Source organism: Bradyrhizobium sp. RT6a, from assembly GCF_040547675.1.
In the GTDB taxonomy this organism is placed as follows: domain Bacteria; phylum Pseudomonadota; class Alphaproteobacteria; order Rhizobiales; family Xanthobacteraceae; genus Bradyrhizobium.
In genome coordinates this window covers 489372-508700 of record NZ_JBEPQC010000001.1, presented here as the reverse complement: position 1 = coordinate 508700, position 19329 = coordinate 489372, and the positions used below count along the sequence as shown (strand labels likewise).

The window sequence follows — 19329 nt, the reverse complement described above, 5'->3', positions numbered from 1 at the left end:
ATGACGACAGAGGCAGTTATCGTTTCCACCGCACGGACCGGCGTCGGCAAGGCCTTTCGCGGTGCGCTGAACAACACCGAAGGTCCGACCATGGCCGGCCATGTAATGGCCGAAGCGGTGAGGCGCGCGGGCATTGATCCGGGCGAGGTCGAAGATGTGGTGATGGGCTGCGCGATGCAGCAGGGCACCATGGTGATGAACGTCGCACGCAAGGGGGCGATCCGGGCCGGCCTGCCGGTGACCGTTGCCGGCACCACGATCGATCGGCAGTGTGCCTCCGGCCTGCAGGCGATCGCGGTCGCGGCACGCTCGATCATGCTCGATGGTGTCGAGATCGCAATCGGAGGCGGCATCGAATCGATCAGCCTGGTGCAGAACGAGCACATGAACCGATTTCACGCCGTCGACGAGGAGTTGATGGCGATGAAGCCGGAGATGTACATGTCGATGCTCGACACCGCCGAGATCGTTGCCGAGCGTTATAAGATCGGCCGCGACCGGCAGGACGAATACAGCCTCGAATGTCAGCGCCGCATCGGTGCCGCGGTGCAGGCCGGTCGCTTCAATGACGAGATCGTCCCAATCACGACCAGGATGGCCGTGCTCAACAAGGACACAAAAGAGGTCACCTATCAGCAGGTGACGCTGTCGAAGGACGAGGGCCCGCGTCCCGAGACCACGGCGGAAGGACTCGCCAAAATCAAGCCGGTGTTCGAAGGTAAGACCATCACGGCCGGCAATGCCAGCCAGCTCTCCGATGGCGCATCGGCCTGCGTACTCATCAGCGACAAGACCGCCGCCAAGAAGGGCCTGAAGCCCCTCGGCATCTTCCGTGGCTTCGTCGCCGCCGGTGTCGAGCCGGACGAAATGGGCATCGGTCCGGTCGCTGCGATCCCGCGCCTTCTCAAGCGGCACGGCCTGAAGATCGATGATATCGATCTCTGGGAGCTGAACGAAGCCTATGCCGTCCAGGTGATCTACTGCCGCGACAAGCTCGGCATCGATCCGGACAGGCTCAACGTCAATGGCGGCTCGATCGCGATCGGCCATCCCTACGGCATGACCGGCAGCCGGCTTGCGGGGCATATCCTGATCGAGGGGCGGCGGCGCAAGGCAAAGTACGGCGTAGTGACCATGTGCATCGGCGGCGGCATGGGCGCTGCCGGCCTGTTCGAAATCGTCAACTGATCGGAAAGCGGAGAAGCGCACGTGAAGACAGCAATTACTGAACTGTTCGGCATCCAGCATCCGATCATCCAGGGCGGCATGCACTATGTCGGCTTCGCCGAGCTGGCGGCCGCGGTGTCGAACGCCGGCGGTCTCGGCATCATCACCGGCCTGACCCAGCGGACGCCGGAGCTGCTGGCCAAGGAAATCGCACGCTGCCGTGACATGACCGACAAGCCGTTCGGTGTAAACCTGACCTTCCTGCCGAGCTTCACTGCACCGCCGTATCCCGAATACATCACCGCCATCAAGGAAGGCGGCGTCAAGGCCGTGGAGACCGCCGGCCGCAGCCCGGAAGCGTACATGCCCGCGCTGAAGGCGGCCGGCATCAAGGTGATCCACAAATGCACCTCGGTGCGGCATTCGCTGAAAGCCGAGAAGATCGGTTGCGACGCCGTCAGCGTCGACGGCTTCGAATGCGGCGGTCATCCCGGCGAGGACGATATCCCGAACATGATCCTGCTGCCGCGCGCGGCGGATGAACTGAAGATTCCGTTCGTGGCCTCGGGTGGCATGGTGGACGCGCGCAGCCTTGTTGCCGCGCTGTCGATGGGCGCCGCCGGCATGAACATGGGCACCCGCTTCGTCGCGACCAAGGAAGCGCCCGTCCATGCCAACGTCAAGCAGGCTCTGGTCAAAGCCACCGAGCTCGACACCGTGCTGGTGATGCGTGCGCTGCGCAACACCGAGCGCGTGCTGAAGAACAAGGGCGTCGATCAATTGCTCGAAGTGGAGCGCGAGAAGGGGGCGAGCCTCAAGATCGAGGACATCCACGAGCAGGTGGCGGGCGTCTACCCCAGGGTGATGGTTGACGGCGAGATGGACGCCGGCGCCTGGAGCTGCGGCATGGTGGTCGGACTGATCCACGATATCCCGACGGTGAAGGAGCTGATTGATCGCATCATGACGGAAGCCGAACAGATCATCCGGCAGCGGCTGACCGGCTTCCTTGACGGTACTGTCGACAATGCGGCCACGCGCGCCGTTGCTTGACAAGGCCTTGTGAGAGAACCCTTCAGTGCAAGGATCAATACTCGCCGATCGCATTCAGCAGCAGATGGGCGTCGCCGATTGATCTCTCAAATCGAGGGGGCGCGAGCCAGGCCGACGTGCAAGGTGAAATGCCGTGTTCACCGAGGAGCGACCGATGAAGTACTACCTCTGCAAGTACCTTCCGCCCCGGGCGGATTTCCTCGCGACCATGAACGCCGATGAGAAACAATGGATGAAGCAACACGGTGCGTTCCTGGATGATCTGCTCGCAAAGGGGCAGATCGTCGCGCACGGTCCCGTCATGGACCCGCGTGGCGGTTATGGCGTGTCGCTCTACCAGATCGCGGATGATCTCGACATCGAGGTGATCACCTCGGAAGACCCCATCGTGAAGAATGGCGCCGGCCACTACGAGCATCACCCGATGCTGCATCTGAAGGCGCGCGGCTGAGATCCTCGCCTCGTCCAATTCGACCGCTTCAACCGGGCGCATCTGCCGCGCCCAGGATTCAGCAATCGGCATGGCCGGCGCGCCCGGAAACCAAAACGGTCCGGTTGCGGGTTGACGTGCTAGCGGTGTATCACTCGCTCGATGGCGATGGCGGTCGCTTCACCGCCTCCAATGCAGAGCGCAGCCACGCCCCGCTTGAGATTTTGGGCCTCGAGGGCATGCAACAATGTGACGATCAGCCGCGCGCCGGTAGCGCCGATGGGATGACCGAGCGCGCAGGCGCCGCCGTTGACGTTCAGCTTCTCCCTGGGAATGCCGAGGTCTTTCTGCGCCGCCATCGCGACCACGGCAAAGGCCTCGTTGATCTCGAACAGGTCGACATCGCCGACACTCCAGCCGACCCTGTCGAGCAGCTTGCGGATCGCCGGGATCGGCGCCGTGGTGAACCACTGCGGCTCTTGGCTGTGGGTAGCATGACCTTTGATCTCTGCCAGCACGGGTAGGCTATCGCGATCGGCGAGAGAGCGTTTTGCAAGGATGAGAGCCGCGGCGCCGTCGGCATTGGCGGAGGAGGCGGCCGGCGTAATAGTGCCGTTGGCGCGGAACGCTGCCTTCAATCCGGGAATCTTGGCCGGATCCACTTTCAGCGGATGCTCGTCGTTCGCGATGATCCGTTGTCCGGCCTTTTCTGTGAGCGTGATCGGCGCGATCTCGGCCCTGAACGCGCCACCTTCGACCGCGTTGCGCGCGCGGGTCAGCGTCTCCATCGCGTAGGCGTCCTGGTCCTTGCGGGTGAATTGATAAGCCTCCGCTGTGGCCTCGCCGAAATCGCCCATCGAACGCCCGGTTTCATAGGCGTCTTCCAACCCGTCCATCATCATGTGATCAATGATCCGGTCGTGCCCGGCGCGATATCCACTCCTCGCTTTCGTCAGCAGATAGGGTGCATTGCTCATGCTTTCCATTCCGCCGGACAGCACGATCTCCGCTGACCCCGCCTTGATGATATCGTGGCCAAGCATAGTCGCCTTCATGCCGGAGCCGCAGACCTTGTTAACGGTCGTGGCGCCGGTCGCGTCGGGCAGTTTGGCGCCGCGCGCAGCCTGGCGGGCAGGTGCCTGCCCCTGTCCCGCCGGCAACACATTGCCCATGAACACCTCGTCGATCTTTTCAGGCGTCAGCTTCGCCCGCTCCAGTGCCGCACCGATAATGTGAGCGCCGAGCTTGTGGGCGCTCAGCGGCGACAACTCGCCCATGAACCGGCCAAGGGGCGTGCGAGCGGCGGAAACAATGACGATGGGATCGGAAACGGCGGCCATCGCGAACTCTCCTGCTGATATCTGTTGTTATATGATGATAATCATATAAGATGGCAGGCATTGCAATGAAATCTTGCCGCAGCCGTCAAGAAAGCGCGGTTCGAGAATTGTTCCGAGGGGATGAGTACGATTGTACGGCCGGTCCTCCAGGGAGCTTGCGCGGGGTGGTGATGCGTTACGGAGAAAGCCACAGGCGTCGGACGCACCGTCGGATCGTTGAAAGTGCCTCTTACGGTTTACGCCAGAAGGGCGCCAAAGGGCTCAGCGTCATCGATTTGATGAAGCTTGCGGGTCTGACGCATGGCGGCTTCTACAATCATTTCGAGTCGCGTGAGGCGCTTGTTGGCGAGGCGATCGCCTTTGCGATGGACCAAACGACCGAGCGCTGGAAAAAGCTGACTGACGACACGGCCAACGGCGAACGCTTCGAGACCTTGATTGCCGACTATCTGAGTCCGCGGCATCGAGACAATCCCAAACATGGTTGCGCCCTTCCAACCCTGGCTGTCGATATCGCTCGATCGGGCTCGAGCGAGCAGCAGGCGTTTGCCGACAAGCTGGAGAAGATGATCGACGTCTTTGTCGAACTGCTTCCCGATCAGCCACCTCGACAGGCCCGCCAAATCGCGACCGGCGCTATCGCAACCCTGGTTGGATCAATCGTGCTGTCGCGTGCTGTTGGTGCTGGGAAGCTTTCCGACGGAATTCTCGCTGCGGGACGCATGACTGCCGGTGGCCGGACTCAAAAGCCTCGGCGTCGGGCGACAAGGACGATGCGCTGCGACAAATAACAATACCAGGGGAGGTCACTATGACGGCCGGCAAGTGGCTCAAAACAGCCTGCAACCTGTGTTACATCAATTGCGGGATCGAGGTGTTCGTGAACAACGAGCGCCTTGAGAAAGTGCGAGGCGACCGTTCGAGCCCGAAATCACAGGGCTATCTCTGCAACAAGGCGACCCGGATTCCCTATTATGCCCATCACAAGGATCGGCTGACCAAGCCGCTACGTCGGCGCGCGGACGGAGGCTTCGACGAAATCGAGTGGGACGTGGCGATCGCGGAAATCGCGGCGCGGCTGCGCGAGATCGTGGACAAGCATGGCGGAAAGACTATTGCCCTTTACGGCGGTGGCGGGCAGGGCAACCACGCCGGCGGCGCCTATGCCAGCGGATTATTGCGCGCGCTGGGTTCGCGCAGCGTGTTCAACGCTCTTTCGCAGGAGAAGACCGGGGACTTCTGGGTCAATGGCCACATGTTCGGCAGCCAGACGTGTCACACCGCCGAGGATGTCCATCATTGCGATCTCTTGCTGGTCATCGGTGCAAATCCCTGGATCGCGCACGGCTTCCCCAATGCGCGCGATCATCTCAACCAAATCCGCAAGGATCCGGCCCGCAAGCTAATCGTCATTGATCCCCGGAGAACCGAAACCGCCGAAACGGCGGATCTACATCTCGCAGTGCGTCCGGGTGCCGACACGTTCCTTCTTGGCGCGCTGCTGGCCACGCTTGTCCGCTCCGATCGGATCGACGACGCATTCATTCAGGAGCACACCGTCGGCTTCTCGGAAGTGAGGCAGGCGCTATTGGACATTCCCGTAGAAGAATGGGCCGCCGCCGCCGATATCTCGATCGCGGACCTGGAGCGGTGCGCTGCGATGATCGCAGCCGCGAAGGCCATGGTGGTGCGGGTCGAGCTTGGCATCCAGCAAGGGATCAACTCGACGCTCAACTCCTATCTCGAAAAGCTCTTGATCATGCTTTCCGGAAATTTCGGCCGGAAGGGCACCAATCAACTGCATGGCTGGCTCCAACCGCTATGGGGCAATTCGCCGAACCAGACCTTCGCACCGACCGGCGACGCAATCATTGGGGGCCTGTTGCCGCCCAACATCTTCCCCGAAGCGGTGCTCAACGATCATCCCGACCGGTTGCGTTGCGTCTGGGTCGACAGCTCCAATCCAGCCAACACGGCGGCAAACACCGAAGCTGTAGAGCGCGCGCTGCGCTCGCTCGATCTATGCGTCGTGGTCGACGTTGCGATGACCGAAACCGCACGACTCGCGCATTACGTTTTGCCGGCGTCTTCGCAATTTGAGAAAACAGAATTCACCTTGTTCAATTTCGAGTTTCCGAGGAACTACTTTCACGTTCGCGCGGGTGTCTTGCCGCCGCTCGCCGGGACCCTGCCGGAGCCTGAGATCTACACGCGGCTTGCGATCGCCTTGGGGCTTCTGCCGGGCGATAATGTGCTCGCGCCGCTGCGCGAAACAGCACGACGCTCGCGACCGGAATTTGCCGCGGCATTTCGCGCTTTCATCGCGGAAAACCCAGCGGCAGTGCCTGCCCTCGTGCTCTACCATACGCTGGGGCAGACGCTTCCGGATGGTACGGCGGCAGCGGCGCCTATGTGGAGTGCGGCACTGGCTTGCGCGAAGCGGTCGCCTCAAGCGGTGCGACGGGCAATTGGTGCATCGCACGACGTGGCGGACCATCAACTCGGCGATCTCCTGTTCGACACGATCGTGGTTGCGCGGCAGGGGACGGCGATTACCCAGCACGACTATGACGAGGTCTGGTCATTGATCAGCCATTCGGACCGCAGGGTTCGACTGGTGGTCCCGCAGATGTTCGAATGGCTCGCGCGGCTCGATCCACGTGCCGCGGGCGCGCCAAAGGAGTTCCCGTTCATGTTGGCAGCCGGCGGCCGCCGGATGTTCAACGCCAACCAGATCTTCCGTGACCCCGCATGGCGTCGCGAGGATCCGGATGGCGCCATGCTGATCAATTCGAGCGATCTGAGAAATCTGGGCGCGGAGGATGGTGACTGGGTCGCGGTGGAATCCGTGATTGGCCGGCTCGTCGTCCGCTGCAAGGTCGATGACGCCATGCGAAACGGCCAGCTGGCGCTACCGCACGGTTATGGCCAGGCATACCCCGCGTCGGACGGAGAGCGACTGATCAACGGACCACGTATCAATCTGCTCACAGAGAGCGGCAACCGCGATCCCATCGCCGGTACGCCCTACCACAAGAATGTTGCGGTTCGTCTGGGCCTGGTGTCCGCGCAGGAGGCGGCCGCCTATCAGTCGCAATCCGAGCGAATTCATTTGAGAGCGGCCGGGCAATGAGCGTTCAAATGAGCGAGAAACCAATCGCGATCGTGACCGGGGTCGGGCCGGGCACCGGAGCTGCCATCGTCAAGCGCTTCTCTGCCGGCGGATTCCGTATCATAGCGCTGGCTCGCTCAGCCGAGCTAATCAATTGCCTGGCGCAAGAGCTTCCTGATGTCCACGCGGTGACCTGCGACGTTTCAGACGAAAATCAGGTGCGGACCGTCGTTGCTGATGTAAAGCGGCGTTTTGGCGCGGCTGAAGTTCTCGTCCACAACGCGGTGGGCGGGGGCTGGGGGAGCTTTCGAGAGATCGATCCGAAGATGCTGAAGGGCAATTTCGAGGTCAACGTGATGGGCTTGTTATACCTGGCGCGCGAAGTGGCTCCTGACATGATCGACCGAGGCAAGGGCGCAATCCTGGTGACCGGGAACACGTCCTCGATCCGCGGCAAAGCCAACTTCGCCGGCTTCGCGCCGACAAAGGCGGCGCAGCGCATTTTGGCCGAGTCGATTGCGCGTGAGGTGGGACCTCTCGGCGTCCACGTCTCTTATGTCCTCATCGACGCCGTGATCGACACCCCTCGTATGCGCACGCGGATGAGCGACAAACCAGATGAATTTTTCATCAGGCCCGCCGCGATCGCTGAAGAACTATTTCATCTTTACGGTCAGGACCGATCGGCCTGGTCGTTTCTTACCGAGCTGCGGCCATTCCGCGAAAATTGGTAATCCCGGCTGACGCGAAAAACGATCACCCGTAGTGCGCGCTTCGCCATTTGGAGAGCCCTGCGCGAAACTTGAAAGGACATGACATGGCGGATGAATCAATCTCAATCGATACCGGAACGGACGAACTGCTGTGTGTGATTCGGGACCGCGTCGCCGTGATCACTTTGAATCGACCGGCGGCACGAAATTCGCTGTCCGATCATCTCACTCCGGCGTTGCGTCGGATGATCAAGCGCAACGGTGACGATCCGGACGTCGGAGCATTGCTGATTACCGGCGCGGGTACCGCCTTCTGTTCGGGCGGCGACGTCAAGGGGATGGGCAGCAACACTGCAGCACCGGCCATGTCAGTCAGCGAGAAGGTCGAGCGATTAAGGGATCGTCAGCGAACCCTCACCGGCGTACTTGTCTCGATGCGCAAGCCCACCATCGCGGCCTTGCCGGGAGCGGCGGCTGGCGCCGGACTTGCCATCGCGCTCGCCTGTGACATTCGTATTGCAGCCGAATCCGCCATCATGACGACTGGGTACGCCAAGATTGCGCTGACCGGCGATTACGGCATTTCGTGGCTATTGACCCGGCTGGCCGGAACGTCGCGCGCTCGCGAACTCATGTATTTGTCCGAACGGCTCGATGCACGCCGTTGTGAGGTACTGGGACTGGTTAATCGCGTGGTGTCCGATGCTGAACTGCAACAGGAAGCATTTGCAGTGGCAAGGATGTTGGCGAACGGTCCGGGGAGCGCGTTTGCCTCTATCAAGGACAATCTCGATCTTGCGCTCTCGGCTGATTTCCTGACGTCATTGGATCAGGAGGCCGAGAGATGGTACTTGCGGCAGGGACTACGCAACACGCCGAAGCCGTCCTAGCTTTCATTGAGAAACGTTCTCCCAGTTGCAGGTGAAACCCGCTGAGTGAATTGCAATGCCGGGCGCGAAGGGCAATGTCGCAGCGAAGCAATAGGTCACCAAACGCATCGTAGGCAGCAACATGACTCGATCCAACCGCGACATCCAGACTTCCGCCCAGGAGGTTGCTCTCATTATCGGCGGCGGCCCGGGTATCAGCTCGAGTTGCGCCAGGCTGTTCGCGGAAAGCGGCATGCGTGTCGGCGTTGCAGCCAGGAATCCCGAAAAAGCGGTGCTTGAAACTCTCGAGAAAACCTATGGTGTGCGTCGGTATGCCTGCGATGCAAGCGAACCGGCAGCCGTGGCACGGCTGTTCGAGAATGTCGTTCAGGACATCGGAACGCCAAGGCTTATCGTTCACAACATTGACGGCCGGGTTCCCGGCATTTTCCGCAAGAACGTGATCGAAGCCGACCCGATCATGGTGCTCGAAACTCTTCGAAACTCGGCGTTCAGCGCGTTTTTGGTCGGTCAACAAGCAGCTCGGCTCATGCTCGGAAACCAACCCGACGGCAACGGCGCGAGAGGAACGATCATCTTCACGAACGCCAGCGCGGCGCTCAAGGGCTTCCCGTCAAGTGGCGCGTTTGCAATGGCATGTCATGCCAAGTCCGCACTCGCGCAAAGCATGGCAAGAGAACTGATGCCGCAGGGCGTCCACATAGCGAATGTGCCGATCGACGCCGCGATCGGCTGGACTCAGGAGGACGGCACTCGCGCGCATCGGCTGGCAGGGACGACTGTCGAGGACAATATGGCCGACCCCGACCATATCGCGAAAACCTATCTGCAGCTTCATCGGCAGCATCGGTCGACCTGGGCGTTCGAAATCGTGCTCCGGCCATGGGTCGAGAAATGGTGACCCTGGGTGCGCGAACTCTCAACCCGGCGAACGCATGCCGAGTCCCGACAGAAGCTTCCCAAACCTGAGCGCCAGCGGGCATTGAGCCGGGATCAGCAGACTCCAGAGAGCGCCAATTACTGCGGCTGCGTTCGAACAAGCACTGCGCTCGTTCCAGTGTCGCCTTTCGGCTTCACCGAACGATCTGCGTCGCAACATTCAATTCCAAATAGGAATTAGGTGATTGCACCGGCGTGTTTGGGGTTTGCGGCGGTAGCAAAGCCGTTCGTGTTGACAGTTCTGTTTTAGAACGATTTACTCGTCACAGATGGAGTGACCGTGCGGACCTTCCGTTTGAAGGGGCCGCTCTGCGATCTCAAAAACAAAGCACCAGGAAGGACGGCATGAGGAGCGTGGACGATATCACTGCGGCCGAGTTGCTGGATGGACTACCGTCCAGGGTACACGAGGTCTACGCGCCCTTCGTGCGGGACATCCCGGATCATCCGGCGTTCGTGGAAGGGGGACGTTCGTGGACTTACCGGCAGTTCTCCGATGCCGTGAACGCCGCGGCGAAGGATCTCGCCGATCTCGGGATCAGGCCCGGCGATCGCGTGATGATTGCGAGCGAGAACAGCGTGGCTCTGGGCGCGATCCTGTTTGCGGCCAGCAAGCTCGATGCATGGGGCATCGCGGTCAATCCCCGCCTCTCGGCCCGGGAGATCGACCAGATCGGGACGCATAGCGGCGCCAGGCGCGTGCTGATCAACGCGGCGGTCTCGAAGGAAGCCGCCGATCACGCCAGCCGCATCGGGGCCAAGATCAGCGCCGTGGGGCCGTTTGGCGGAATTGGCATCGGTCCTCTCAATGCCGATGCGAAACCGGAGCCCGTCGAGAGAAATGGCGCGCGGCAGGTTGCGGGTCTTCTTTACACATCGGGCACGACCGGTGCCCCGAAGGGGGTCATGTTGAGCCACCGCAACCTCCTCTTCACCGGAAGGGTTTCGGGGCTGCTGCGCAAGAACGTTCCGGCCGACCGCATCTATGGTGTGCTGCCGATGTCCCACATCGTCGGCTATTCGATTCTGCTGATTGCAACGCTGATGCATGGCAGCACCCTGCACGTCGTAGCCAAGGCCGATCCGGCTGCGCTGGCACATGCGATAGCCGAGGAGGGTATTACGAGCCTGTTCGGCGTGCCCGCCACATATCAGCGTTTGCTCGAATACAAGGCGGTCAAGGGTATCCAACGGCTCGATCGGGGCAGGTTGCGGCTCATGTCTGTCGCCGGCGCTCCCCTCGACCTCGATCTGAAAAAGCGGATCGAGGACGAGTTTGGAATCCCGCTCTTGAACAATTACGGCATCACCGAATGCTCGCCGGGCTTGTCGGGTGTCCGTTCAGAGCAGCCTGTCACAGACGAGTCAGTTGGCCCCTTTCTTCCCGGCATCGAGCACCGGATCGTGGACGGTCAAGCCAAGGCGGTTGCGGCCGGCGAAGTGGGCGAGCTGCACGTTCGCGGCCCCAACGTGATGCTCGGCTACTATCGCGCTCCGGAGCTGACGGCGGCGGCGATCGACAGCCAGGGCTGGTTCAACACGGGGGATCTCGCCCGGGTGAACGGTGAGGGCCATCTCTACATCGCCGGCCGCACCAAGGAACTCATCATCCGCTCCGGGTTCAACGTGTACCCCGCCGAGGTCGAGGCGGTTCTGAATGCGCACGATCAGGTGGTGCAATCGGCCGTGGTGGGACGATCGGTCGACGGCAACGAGGAGGTCGTTGCGTTCGTGCAACTGCTGCCTGGTGCTCGCGTCAGCACAGAAGATCTTAAGGCGTACGCCGCCCAGCAGCTCACGTCATATAAACGTCCGACCGAAGTGGTTGTCCTCGAGGCTCTCCCCGCGGCCTCCACCGGCAAGATACTCAAGCACAAATTGCGCGAGATCGCGGTCGCGCGGGCAAGCGCCGAGACGTCCGAGGCGGCGGCTGCAGGCTGACGCATTCCAGGAAACACGTTGGACGTCGAAATAGAGCCGTTCAAGCAAGAATTGTGAGCGACGCATTTGTCGCCGGAGGGAATAGTCAATGTTCAGGAAGGCAGTGATCGCAGTCGCGCTTGCGACATCGATGAACGGCGCGGCCGCGCGCGCGGAGACGCCCGGGGTTACCGAGTCCGAGGTGAAGATAGGGGCGACCTTTCCGTTCAGCGGCCCCGCTTCGCCGCTCAGCAATACTGGCAAGGGCCTGATTGCCTACGTCAATTCGATCAACGATCGGGGCGGCATCAACGGACGAAAGATTAACCTCATCACCTATGACGATGCCTACAGTCCGCCCAAGACGGTCGAGCAGACCCGCAAGCTCATCGAAAGCGACGAGGTCGCCTTCCTGTTCGGTCCGCTGGGGTACCCCCGGCATCAGTGCTACCATAAAGTACGTCAACGCCAAGAAAGTGCCTCATCTTTTCGTGGTCAGCGGAGTCACCAAATTCACCAATTTTGCCGAATTTCCTATGACCACAACGGGGTTGCCGAGCTACGACACAGAGGGACGAATCTACGCGAAGTACATCACGCAGACCCGTCCGGAAGCGAAGATAGCGATCCTCTATCAGAACGACGATCTGGGTAAGGACTTCGTCAATGCATTCAAAGCCTATTTGAAGGACGATTTCGACAAGAAGGTCGTCGTGTCCTCTTACGAGGTGACCGAGCCGACGATTGATTCCCACGTTGTGTCCCTGAAGGCGTCCGGCGCCGAAGCGTTTCTGGTCGCGGGCACGCCGAAATTCGCAGCACAAGCCATCAAGAAAACCGACGAGATCGGTTGGAAGCCTCTCTTCCTGATCAACTTCGTTTCGAGCTCTGTGTCTTCGACCATCGTTCCGGCCGGGCCGGAGAAGGCCGTAGGCATCATCGCTGCGACGATCACCAAGGATCCGAACGACAAGAAATGGGCCGACGACCCCGGCATCAAATGGTATCGTGAACATTTCGCCAAATACCTTCCTGGCGGCGATATCGGTGATGCCAATTATGTGTTCGGGACGCAGCAGGGACAGATTCTGGAGCAGCTGCTCAAGCAGTGTGGCAACGATCTCTCGCGCGAGAATATCGTCAAGCAGTCGCGGAGCATACGCGGGCTGTCGTTGCCCACCGTGATACCGGGCATTACGATCAACACAGGTCCCGAGAATTAGCATGGCCTACACGCAGCTTCAGCTCCAGCGCTGGTCCGGAAGTTCGTGGGAGCAGTTCGGGGACGTGCTCACTGCGGGCCAGAAATGAGCTCAATCGTTGAGGTCGGAATGGACGACGCGGTTTGTTGAGTTTGCGTCGGAAAGTTCGCGCGAAGTTCGAATTCACGGAGTGCAGATAGTGACCGACGTTCTTTTCCGGCCTTTCAGGCTGAAAGGGCTGAACTTGCCGAACCGGGTCGTGATGGCGCCGATGACCCGCTCGTTCTCGCCGGGCGGAATTCCGACCGAAGAAGTCGCGCGGTACTACCGCCGCCGTGCCGAAGGAGCAGTCGGGTTCATCATATCGGAGGGGACCGGCGTGGATCGTCCGGCATCCCTGAACGATCCGAATGTTCCCCGCTTTCATGGCGAGAAGGAGTTGGCCGGGTGGCGGCGCGTGGTTGACGAGGTGCATGGTGCGGGGGGCCTGATGGCGCCGCAGCTATGGCACGTCGGGGCCGTCCGCACGCGTGCCCAGAATTGGTCTCCTCCTGCAGCCTACGACAGCCCGTCTGGTCTGTCTCGACCCGAGAAGAAGTTTGGGGAGCCGATGAGCGAAGAGGATATCGCGGACGCAATTCGCGCGTTCGCCGATGCCGCGCTTGCCGCGAAGCGCCTGGAGTTTGATGCCGTCGAATTGCATGGGGCGCACGGCTATCTGATCGACCAGTTCTTTTGGGAAGGTACCAATCGCCGCGAGGATGCCTATGGAGGCAAGGATCTGCCCGGCCGGGCCCGGTTTGCCGCTGATATCGTCCACGCGGTGCGCCAGGCCGTGGGACCAGACTATCCGATACTGCTGCGGATCACTCACGAGATAAGGTCCAACTTCGTTGGCATCAGTTGTTTTGGTCTGCGACCGACAAGACGCTCATGGTGGAAACACTGGTCTCGTTTGGGCTTCAAGACCAAACCGCGGAGAGCGTGTCGTCGTGCTTGTTGGCCGTCAGTGACATGCGTTTTGGCGCCCTCGTTTTGATTGCTAACGATGAGCAAAAGCGCCCGACCCCTGCTGGAGACATCGGCAATTTCGGCATATCGTCCGTTCTCAAGCAATTATCTTGCGGTAAGAGCTTTGACGCCTTGGTCAGGTCTAACGAGGCTCTGGGAATTCTTACGTCGGATGGCCTCACTACAATGAGTCGCTCCGGCATTGTTCTAGGTGCAGGTGAGATAATTGATCTTCAAACTGGAGGCGGTGAACAAATTAGTGGCGGAGGACGAACTCAGGCTGCCATCTCGGCCTCCCGGTTTGGCTTGGCAATTAAAGTGTCTGAGGATGGACCCATCACTTTATTTAGGGATGGGATCCTCCAGCTGAAGTTTGTCCGTTAGTTGGTGCGTAAATTTCGCTATTGTACCGGTGCAAGGCACGGGATAGTCCGAGCTGTTCGCCGCTCACCAGAACTGCGCGCTTTTGAGAAGCAGTCTTGACGCGGGGATAGCTAGACCGCAGCTAACCATGGCGCTGGCGGGAACGAGATTCACAAGAAATTGCTGCGCTCTACTCATCCTAAGAGCAATGTTTTGCAAATTCGGAGGTCCGAATGACTGATGCGTCCGGTGACGAACAGGTGAAGCTGACGCTTGGTCAGGCTATTGACCAAGTCATTGCTGCGCTTGGAGCTTTTAAGGCGGCTGACCAGCAAACGATCCTAAAGGCAGTGTATGCACATCTGAACATCTCAGGGCCGGGCGAAGTTGCTGTCAAACGTCAGGAACCAGCCCAAGAAGAGCGAGCAGAGCACCCACCGTCTCGTGCACCCAAAAATGAATACTCGGGGATGGACATCAAGAGCTTCAAGGAGCTGAAAAACCCATCGTCGGCGCGCCAGATGGCGTGCGTGGTTGCGTATTATCTCGCCGAGATTGCCACGGGTAACGAGCGCAAAGAGGTCATTACTATCGAAGACATCGAGAGGTACTTCAAGCAGGGTAGGTTCGCATTGCCCACCAAGCTGGAGCAATTATTGATTGACTGCCGAGGCGCGGGTTACTTCGAAAGCGCGGCTCGGGGCGAGTACAAGCTCACGCGTGTCGGCCACAATCTTGTCGCACATCAACTCCCGGCAAAGGGAAAGGGTTGATGACCGCCGCTATCGAGGCGTTGATCAAGAAAACAGACGAGCTCAGGCGGGCGCTGAAGAGCGGTCCGGGAGCGCAGATTCAGGCCAGCACGGATTGTGACAAGATCCGAACATTGTGTGCTGCCTACTTCGAAACGCGCTCGGCGTTCGCTGATTCCGAGGACTCCCGGTCAACGCCGGGGGTGTCATGCGCGATGGCCGCACCTAGGATTTCGTCGTGGGCCTGCGTGCCGTGACTCAATCGACGGGATGACCGCGGACTGATATCAGTTAGGCATGAAGTCTTAGGCGAGACCGCCCGCGCATTCCCATCGCGCCAAATCTGCAATATTGCAGGTACTGCCGAGGGCGCGTTTTTAGGGGCTCCGTTTCGGTCGGTTCTGTACCATCATGGTCGATGATGCTATCTGGCGCCGAACCGAACGGAGAATACCTTGTTGACCGATACGGGACTTCAGAAGCTCAGGCCTGGCAAGAAGCTTTGTAAGCGCGGCGACCGCGACGGCATGTCCATTGCCGTCCTGCCCATCAATAGGCGCAAGCAAATCTGTGAAAGTGGCGACCACACCATCAGGGTGGTGCATTGATGCGCGCCGCGTTGAAAGTGGTGATGGCCGCAATATTTGCCATGCCGGCTGCGGTGGCTCTGGCGAAGTCTCCGGACTGCGCGAGTTGGCCCAGGAACATGGCCCTCGTGCACCTCAAGAACGCCGGCCTGATTGATATCCCATCAGTGATCGAGGCGCAGACCAAGGCCGTTCGTCTCGCGTCCGAAAAGATCGGCAAAGACCTCTACCAGCAGGTTTACGACATCACCTTTCACACCAAGGATGGCAAGACAATCGAGGTCATCACGAAAAACCAGGCATCGAGCGAGGAATGCTCGATGAGCGGCGTCGACGTCTACGTGGTCTCGACGAAAATCGGCGGATCGGCAGCGCAGCCATCTGAGGGCACGACTAAAAAGTGATCCGGCTGCCCCGAACGCTCAAGACCTGTAATTGGCCCGCAGCGGATGCGTAGGGCGGATTAGCCGCAAGGCGTAATCCGCCATCTCTCGCCGAGTCGCGCACAAGATGGCGGATTACGCTTCGCTAATCCGCCCTACGATCTCTCTCACGGCTTCACGAACCGATAGGCGAAGCGATCGGTCTTGCCCTTGATCGCGGGATCGAACACCTTGATCGTGTGCGGGTCGTCCTTGTTCGCGAGCAGGATGCTTTGCGCGTCCAGCACGAAGCCGGCCGCCTCCACCTCCTCGCGAACGGAGGCAGGCTCGATCCGATGCAGTGATTGGGCCTCGCTCGTGCCCGCCCCGAGCGCGGCGGCGTGGTCTATGATGACGTAGCACCCGCCGGGCTTCAGCCGCTCGTAGACGGCGCGATTGAAGTGGGCCGCCGTCGCGCCCCGGGCCTGGATCAGCGCGGTGTGGAGATCGTGGTAGAACAGGTGCAGCCACAGGACATCCGCTGGTCGCGTGGCCTGCGGCATCGCCACGAGGTCCGCCGAGACGGCTTCGACGTTGTCTCGGCCCGGCTCCTTCGCAAGCATCCGCATGCGGCCGACGGGATCGTTCTTGAAGTGGGCGATCTCGGCCGGCACGAAGCTGTCAACCCGTCCTCCGGGTCCCACGATCTCGGAGAAGAGACGGGTCCAGTCGCCGTCGCCCGGGTAAACGTCAATGACGGTGGAGCCCGCTTCTATTCGTGCGAACCGGATCAACTCGGCCAGCCCGGATTGGTCGTACATCTGGATCTCCTTTAAGCTTGGGCATTCGACACGCGCGCGGCCCGCGCCAGTGCCTGCGTGTCGACGTACTCGCGGATGTTCGTCAGTTTGCCGTTGCGAACGGTGATGGCGAAGACCCAGTCGTCCTCGAAAATTTTGTTCGTGGCTTTGATCTTTCCCTTCGCGAAGCCGACGACCAGCACCCGGTCTCCTTGCGCGACGAACTCCCGGGGTTCGGTGGACGTTTCGATCGATCTGGATGCCGTCTCGAGCAGATCCGTCACGCCGTCGTGCCCGCGATGCGTGCCGGCCAGCGGCCAGTCCTCACCCGGAATGATCCACTCGATGTCGACGGTGACCAGCGCCAGCAGAGCCTCGCTGTCGCCGCGGCCGATCGCGGCGAAGAAGTCCTTCACGGTCTGGATGTTCTTCACGATACTCATGGGAATTTCTCCATTGCGCTCCGATCGGATCGCGCTCGATCCGATCGCATGCTTCGTGTCCCCGTGTTCATCAGCCGAACTTGACCAGATCCTTGAAGATCAGGTGACCCCAGCTATTTCCGCGCGCCTGCACAAGCTGCCCGCCGTCCGAAAGCCCGCCGAGTTTGATCGGCGCGAAGCCGAGCTTTTCCGCAAGCACGGCAATTTCCGCTGCGGCAGCGTCATCGTCGCTCGCCAGGAACACGGCTCTCCTGCCACCATGGACGGCCGGATCCTGGCCAAGCACGGCAGCACCCAGATGGTTGAAGCCCTTGACGAGCCGACCGCCATTGAAGGCTTGCGCGACGGCCCTGGACGAAGGTTGTCCTCCCAGTTTCTCAGGCGGCACGCCGTAGGCGTTGGTCACATCGACGATCGTCTTGCCCTGCCAGGTGGGCAGCGCCTTCGCGACATCCTGGTGCGACTCGAAACGGACCGCCAAGAAGACGATGTCCGCCTTGACCGCGTTCGCCAGTGTTTTGGGAATGATCGTGGGTCCGATCGCGGCCGCGGCGGATGCAAAGCTTTCCGGGTCGCGCGTGGTTGCAACGGAAACTTCGATGCCATTGCGGGCAAACGCCCTGGCCAGCGCCTGGCCGATATGGCCGAAGCCGATAATTGCGTAGCTCATGATGTTTCTCTGATTTTGTGTTGATGCTGCGGTCAGACCTGCGCCGTGCCGCCATCGACGGCGAGATCCACGCCGGTGATGTAAGAACTTTCATCGGAGGCGAGGAACGTGACGGCAGCCGCGATTTCCTCCGGCTTGCCCCTGCGACCCATGGGGATCTGTGAAGCAAACTGAGCGGCCGCTTGCTCGGCTTGCTCGCGGGTCAGGCCCGTCGTCGTCTCCAGGGCAGGGGTCTCGGTTGGTCCGGGGCTCATCGTATTGACGCGGATGTTGCGGTCTTTCAGCTCCAGCGTCCAAGCGCGCGAGAAGTTGCGCACAGCCGCCTTGCTCGCGGCGTAGACGCTGAATCCCGGCAGCCCCAACACGTTCGAGACCGATGAGTTCAGGATGATCGAACCGCCGTCCTTGAAAAGGGGGAGGGCCTTCTGCACCGTAAAGAACAGCCCCTTCACGTTCACATCGAAGGTCTGGTCGAAATGGGCCTCGGTCGCTAGCGCGAGCGGCGCGATCGTCCCCGCGCCCGCGTTCGCGAAGAGAATGTCGATGTGACCATGTTTCTCTTTCACGATGGCATAGAGCCGGTCCAGGTCTTCCAAGCGAGAGACGTCGCTCACGACCGTCGTCACGTTTGTCTTGATGAACGCTGCGGCCTCCTTCAGCTCTTTCTCGCGTCGCCCGGTGATCACCACGTGCGCACCTTCGTCCACGAAGCGCTTGGCTGTGGCCAACCCGATCCCGCTGCTTCCGCCGGTGACGACTGCGATCTTGCCTTCTAGTTTTTTCATGTCGTTTCTCTTTCGTTATGTGTGAGCCTGGCGCGGGACCGCGCCGGGAGTCAGAGTTGCGCAAGTCCGCCGTCGACGGCGACTTCGCTGGCGGTCATGAAGCTGCTGTCCGATGAGGCGAGAAAGGCCGCCACGGCACCAATTTCCGAGGGATCGGCCATGCGCTGCAGCGGGGTCATCGCGGCGAAGACCTTCTGTCCCTCTTCGCCCAGCGCTTCCTTCGCGAGTTCGGTCGCGGTCGCCCCCGGCGACAGCACGTTGACGCGGATGCCGCTGCCCTTCAGATCCTCCGCCCAGGTCCGCGCGAGGTTGCGCACGGCCGCCTTGCTCGCGCTGTAGGCGCTCATGGCCGGCGCGCCCGTGGTGCCGGCGCTTGATCCGGTCAGGATGATCGAACCGCCCCGGCGCATCAGCGGCAGCGCCTTCTGGACCGTGAAGATCGTCCCCTTCACATTGGTGTCGAAGGTTTCGTCGATGTGCGCGGCGGTGATCTTGCCGAGCGCAAGCTGGCTTCCCGCGCCGGCATTGGCGAAGACGATGTCGAGCCTTCCGCGCTCGGCCTTCACCGCCGCGTAGAGCCGGTCGAGGTCGGCCTCATCCGAGACCGAGCCCTTCACCGCGCGGACGTTGGGCCCGAGGGCGGCGACAGCTGCGTCGAGCGCTTGCTGCCGGCGGCCGAAGATGAAGACGAAGGCGCCGTCCTCGATGAAACGCTTTGCCGCGGCGCGGCCGATGCCGGTCGCGCCACCCGTGATGACTGCAACCTTGCCGTCGAGCTTTCCCATAGGTT

Annotated in this window: 19 protein-coding genes and 2 pseudogenes; 15 read left to right on the top strand and 6 right to left on the bottom strand. The window is 61.0% G+C overall.

The annotated features are described in order from the left end of the window. From ABIC03_RS02645 to ABIC03_RS02635, 3 genes are all read left to right on the top strand, one after another. Positions 1-1188 (top strand): acetyl-CoA C-acyltransferase, encoded by a 1188-nt coding sequence (locus ABIC03_RS02645; RefSeq protein WP_354055275.1) that lies wholly within the window; start codon positions 1-3, stop codon positions 1186-1188. 21 nt (positions 1189-1209) lie between these two features. Further along, the gene (locus tag ABIC03_RS02640; protein WP_354055273.1) at positions 1210-2220 is read left to right on the top strand and encodes an NAD(P)H-dependent flavin oxidoreductase; all 1011 of its coding nucleotides are present in this window, start codon (positions 1210-1212) and stop codon (positions 2218-2220) included. A 154-nt stretch (positions 2221-2374) separates the two neighbouring features. Beyond that, positions 2375-2671, top strand: a complete 297-nt coding sequence (locus ABIC03_RS02635) for a YciI family protein (RefSeq protein WP_354055271.1) — start codon at positions 2375-2377, stop codon at positions 2669-2671. Positions 2672-2790: 119 nt separating this feature from the next. Here ABIC03_RS02635 and ABIC03_RS02630 read toward each other — a convergent pair whose 3' ends face one another. Next, positions 2791-3990: an acetyl-CoA C-acyltransferase gene (locus tag ABIC03_RS02630; protein WP_354055269.1), complete on the bottom strand. Its 1200-nt coding sequence runs from the start codon at positions 3988-3990 to the stop codon at positions 2791-2793. A 50-nt stretch (positions 3991-4040) separates the two neighbouring features. Between ABIC03_RS02630 and ABIC03_RS02625 the strand changes: the two genes are divergently transcribed. From ABIC03_RS02625 to ABIC03_RS02570, 12 genes and pseudogenes are all read left to right on the top strand, one after another. Next, entirely contained in the window at positions 4041-4781 is a 741-nt protein-coding gene (locus ABIC03_RS02625; protein WP_354055267.1) for a TetR/AcrR family transcriptional regulator, read from the top strand. A 20-nt stretch (positions 4782-4801) separates the two neighbouring features. Further along, positions 4802-7123: a molybdopterin-dependent oxidoreductase gene (locus ABIC03_RS02620; RefSeq protein ID WP_354057480.1), complete on the top strand. Its 2322-nt coding sequence runs from the start codon at positions 4802-4804 to the stop codon at positions 7121-7123. 8 nt (positions 7124-7131) lie between these two features. Next, a complete protein-coding gene (locus ABIC03_RS02615; protein WP_354055265.1) occupies positions 7132-7836 on the top strand; it encodes an SDR family NAD(P)-dependent oxidoreductase in 705 nt (234 codons plus the stop codon). 83 nt (positions 7837-7919) lie between these two features. Beyond that, positions 7920-8740 (top strand): annotated as a pseudogene (locus ABIC03_RS02610) (enoyl-CoA hydratase-related protein). An 86-nt stretch (positions 8741-8826) separates the two neighbouring features. Next, positions 8827-9606, top strand: coding sequence for an SDR family oxidoreductase (locus tag ABIC03_RS02605; RefSeq protein ID WP_354055263.1), 780 nt, complete (start codon positions 8827-8829; stop codon positions 9604-9606). Positions 9607-9989: 383 nt separating this feature from the next. Continuing rightward, entirely contained in the window at positions 9990-11585 is a 1596-nt protein-coding gene (locus ABIC03_RS02600; RefSeq protein WP_354057479.1) for a class I adenylate-forming enzyme family protein, read from the top strand. A gap of 88 nt (positions 11586-11673) precedes the next feature. Beyond that, positions 11674-12875: pseudogene (locus ABIC03_RS02595) on the top strand (ABC transporter substrate-binding protein). Between the two features lie 90 nt (positions 12876-12965). Next, positions 12966-13805: an oxidoreductase gene (locus tag ABIC03_RS02590; protein WP_354055261.1), complete on the top strand. Its 840-nt coding sequence runs from the start codon at positions 12966-12968 to the stop codon at positions 13803-13805. Positions 13806-14373: 568 nt separating this feature from the next. After that, positions 14374-14913, top strand: coding sequence for a hypothetical protein (locus ABIC03_RS02585; protein WP_354055259.1), 540 nt, complete (start codon positions 14374-14376; stop codon positions 14911-14913). Then, the gene (locus ABIC03_RS02580) at positions 14913-15149 is read left to right on the top strand and encodes a hypothetical protein (protein WP_354055257.1); all 237 of its coding nucleotides are present in this window, start codon (positions 14913-14915) and stop codon (positions 15147-15149) included. Before ABIC03_RS02585 ends, ABIC03_RS02580 begins: the two co-directional genes overlap by 1 nt. 198 nt (positions 15150-15347) lie before the next feature. Further along, entirely contained in the window at positions 15348-15500 is a 153-nt protein-coding gene (locus ABIC03_RS02575) for an integrase (protein WP_354055255.1), read from the top strand. Continuing rightward, positions 15500-15883, top strand: a complete 384-nt coding sequence (locus tag ABIC03_RS02570) for a hypothetical protein (RefSeq protein ID WP_354055253.1) — start codon at positions 15500-15502, stop codon at positions 15881-15883. Before ABIC03_RS02575 ends, ABIC03_RS02570 begins: the two co-directional genes overlap by 1 nt. A 146-nt stretch (positions 15884-16029) precedes the next feature. Here the strand turns inward: ABIC03_RS02570 and ABIC03_RS02565 are convergent, their stop codons facing one another. The 5 genes from ABIC03_RS02565 to ABIC03_RS02545 form a co-directional block, all read right to left on the bottom strand. Continuing rightward, entirely contained in the window at positions 16030-16662 is a 633-nt protein-coding gene (locus ABIC03_RS02565; RefSeq protein ID WP_354055251.1) for a class I SAM-dependent methyltransferase, read from the bottom strand. An 11-nt stretch (positions 16663-16673) separates the two neighbouring features. Continuing rightward, positions 16674-17084, bottom strand: a complete 411-nt coding sequence (locus ABIC03_RS02560) for a nuclear transport factor 2 family protein (protein ID WP_354055249.1) — start codon at positions 17082-17084, stop codon at positions 16674-16676. 70 nt (positions 17085-17154) lie between these two features. Next, positions 17155-17754 carry an NADPH-dependent F420 reductase gene (locus tag ABIC03_RS02555; RefSeq protein ID WP_502916909.1) on the bottom strand — a complete coding sequence of 200 codons (600 nt, stop codon included), beginning with the start codon at positions 17752-17754 and terminating at the stop codon, positions 17155-17157. A 32-nt stretch (positions 17755-17786) separates the two neighbouring features. After that, positions 17787-18539, bottom strand: a complete 753-nt coding sequence (locus ABIC03_RS02550; protein WP_354055247.1) for an SDR family NAD(P)-dependent oxidoreductase — start codon at positions 18537-18539, stop codon at positions 17787-17789. Between the two features lie 50 nt (positions 18540-18589). Next, positions 18590-19324 (bottom strand): SDR family NAD(P)-dependent oxidoreductase, encoded by a 735-nt coding sequence (locus ABIC03_RS02545; RefSeq protein WP_354055245.1) that lies wholly within the window; start codon positions 19322-19324, stop codon positions 18590-18592. Positions 19325-19329 lie beyond the last annotated feature (5 nt).

Bases quoted from the DNA above. Each gene is read 5' to 3' on its own strand.
- ABIC03_RS02630 (WP_354055269.1), bottom strand. From the start codon at position 3,990: ATGGCCGCCGTTTCCGATCCCATCGTCATTGTTTCCGCCGCTCGCACG.
- ABIC03_RS02585 (WP_354055259.1), top strand. From the start codon at position 14,374: ATGACTGATGCGTCCGGTGACGAACAGGTGAAGCTGACGCTTGGTCAG.
- ABIC03_RS02545 (WP_354055245.1), bottom strand. From the start codon at position 19,324: ATGGGAAAGCTCGACGGCAAGGTTGCAGTCATCACGGGTGGCGCGACC.
- ABIC03_RS02645 (WP_354055275.1), top strand. From the start codon at position 1: ATGACGACAGAGGCAGTTATCGTTTCCACCGCACGGACCGGCGTCGGC.
- ABIC03_RS02620 (WP_354057480.1), top strand. From the start codon at position 4,802: ATGACGGCCGGCAAGTGGCTCAAAACAGCCTGCAACCTGTGTTACATC.
- ABIC03_RS02555 (WP_502916909.1), bottom strand. From the start codon at position 17,754: ATGAGCTACGCAATTATCGGCTTCGGCCATATCGGCCAGGCGCTGGCC.
- ABIC03_RS02615 (WP_354055265.1), top strand. From the start codon at position 7,132: ATGAGCGAGAAACCAATCGCGATCGTGACCGGGGTCGGGCCGGGCACC.
- ABIC03_RS02580 (WP_354055257.1), top strand. From the start codon at position 14,913: ATGACCGCCGCTATCGAGGCGTTGATCAAGAAAACAGACGAGCTCAGG.
- ABIC03_RS02635 (WP_354055271.1), top strand. From the start codon at position 2,375: ATGAAGTACTACCTCTGCAAGTACCTTCCGCCCCGGGCGGATTTCCTC.
- ABIC03_RS02565 (WP_354055251.1), bottom strand. From the start codon at position 16,662: ATGTACGACCAATCCGGGCTGGCCGAGTTGATCCGGTTCGCACGAATA.
- ABIC03_RS02605 (WP_354055263.1), top strand. From the start codon at position 8,827: ATGACTCGATCCAACCGCGACATCCAGACTTCCGCCCAGGAGGTTGCT.
- ABIC03_RS02550 (WP_354055247.1), bottom strand. From the start codon at position 18,539: ATGAAAAAACTAGAAGGCAAGATCGCAGTCGTCACCGGCGGAAGCAGC.
- ABIC03_RS02560 (WP_354055249.1), bottom strand. From the start codon at position 17,084: ATGAGTATCGTGAAGAACATCCAGACCGTGAAGGACTTCTTCGCCGCG.
- ABIC03_RS02570 (WP_354055253.1), top strand. From the start codon at position 15,500: ATGCGCGCCGCGTTGAAAGTGGTGATGGCCGCAATATTTGCCATGCCG.
- ABIC03_RS02600 (WP_354057479.1), top strand. From the start codon at position 9,990: ATGAGGAGCGTGGACGATATCACTGCGGCCGAGTTGCTGGATGGACTA.
- ABIC03_RS02625 (WP_354055267.1), top strand. From the start codon at position 4,041: ATGGCAGGCATTGCAATGAAATCTTGCCGCAGCCGTCAAGAAAGCGCG.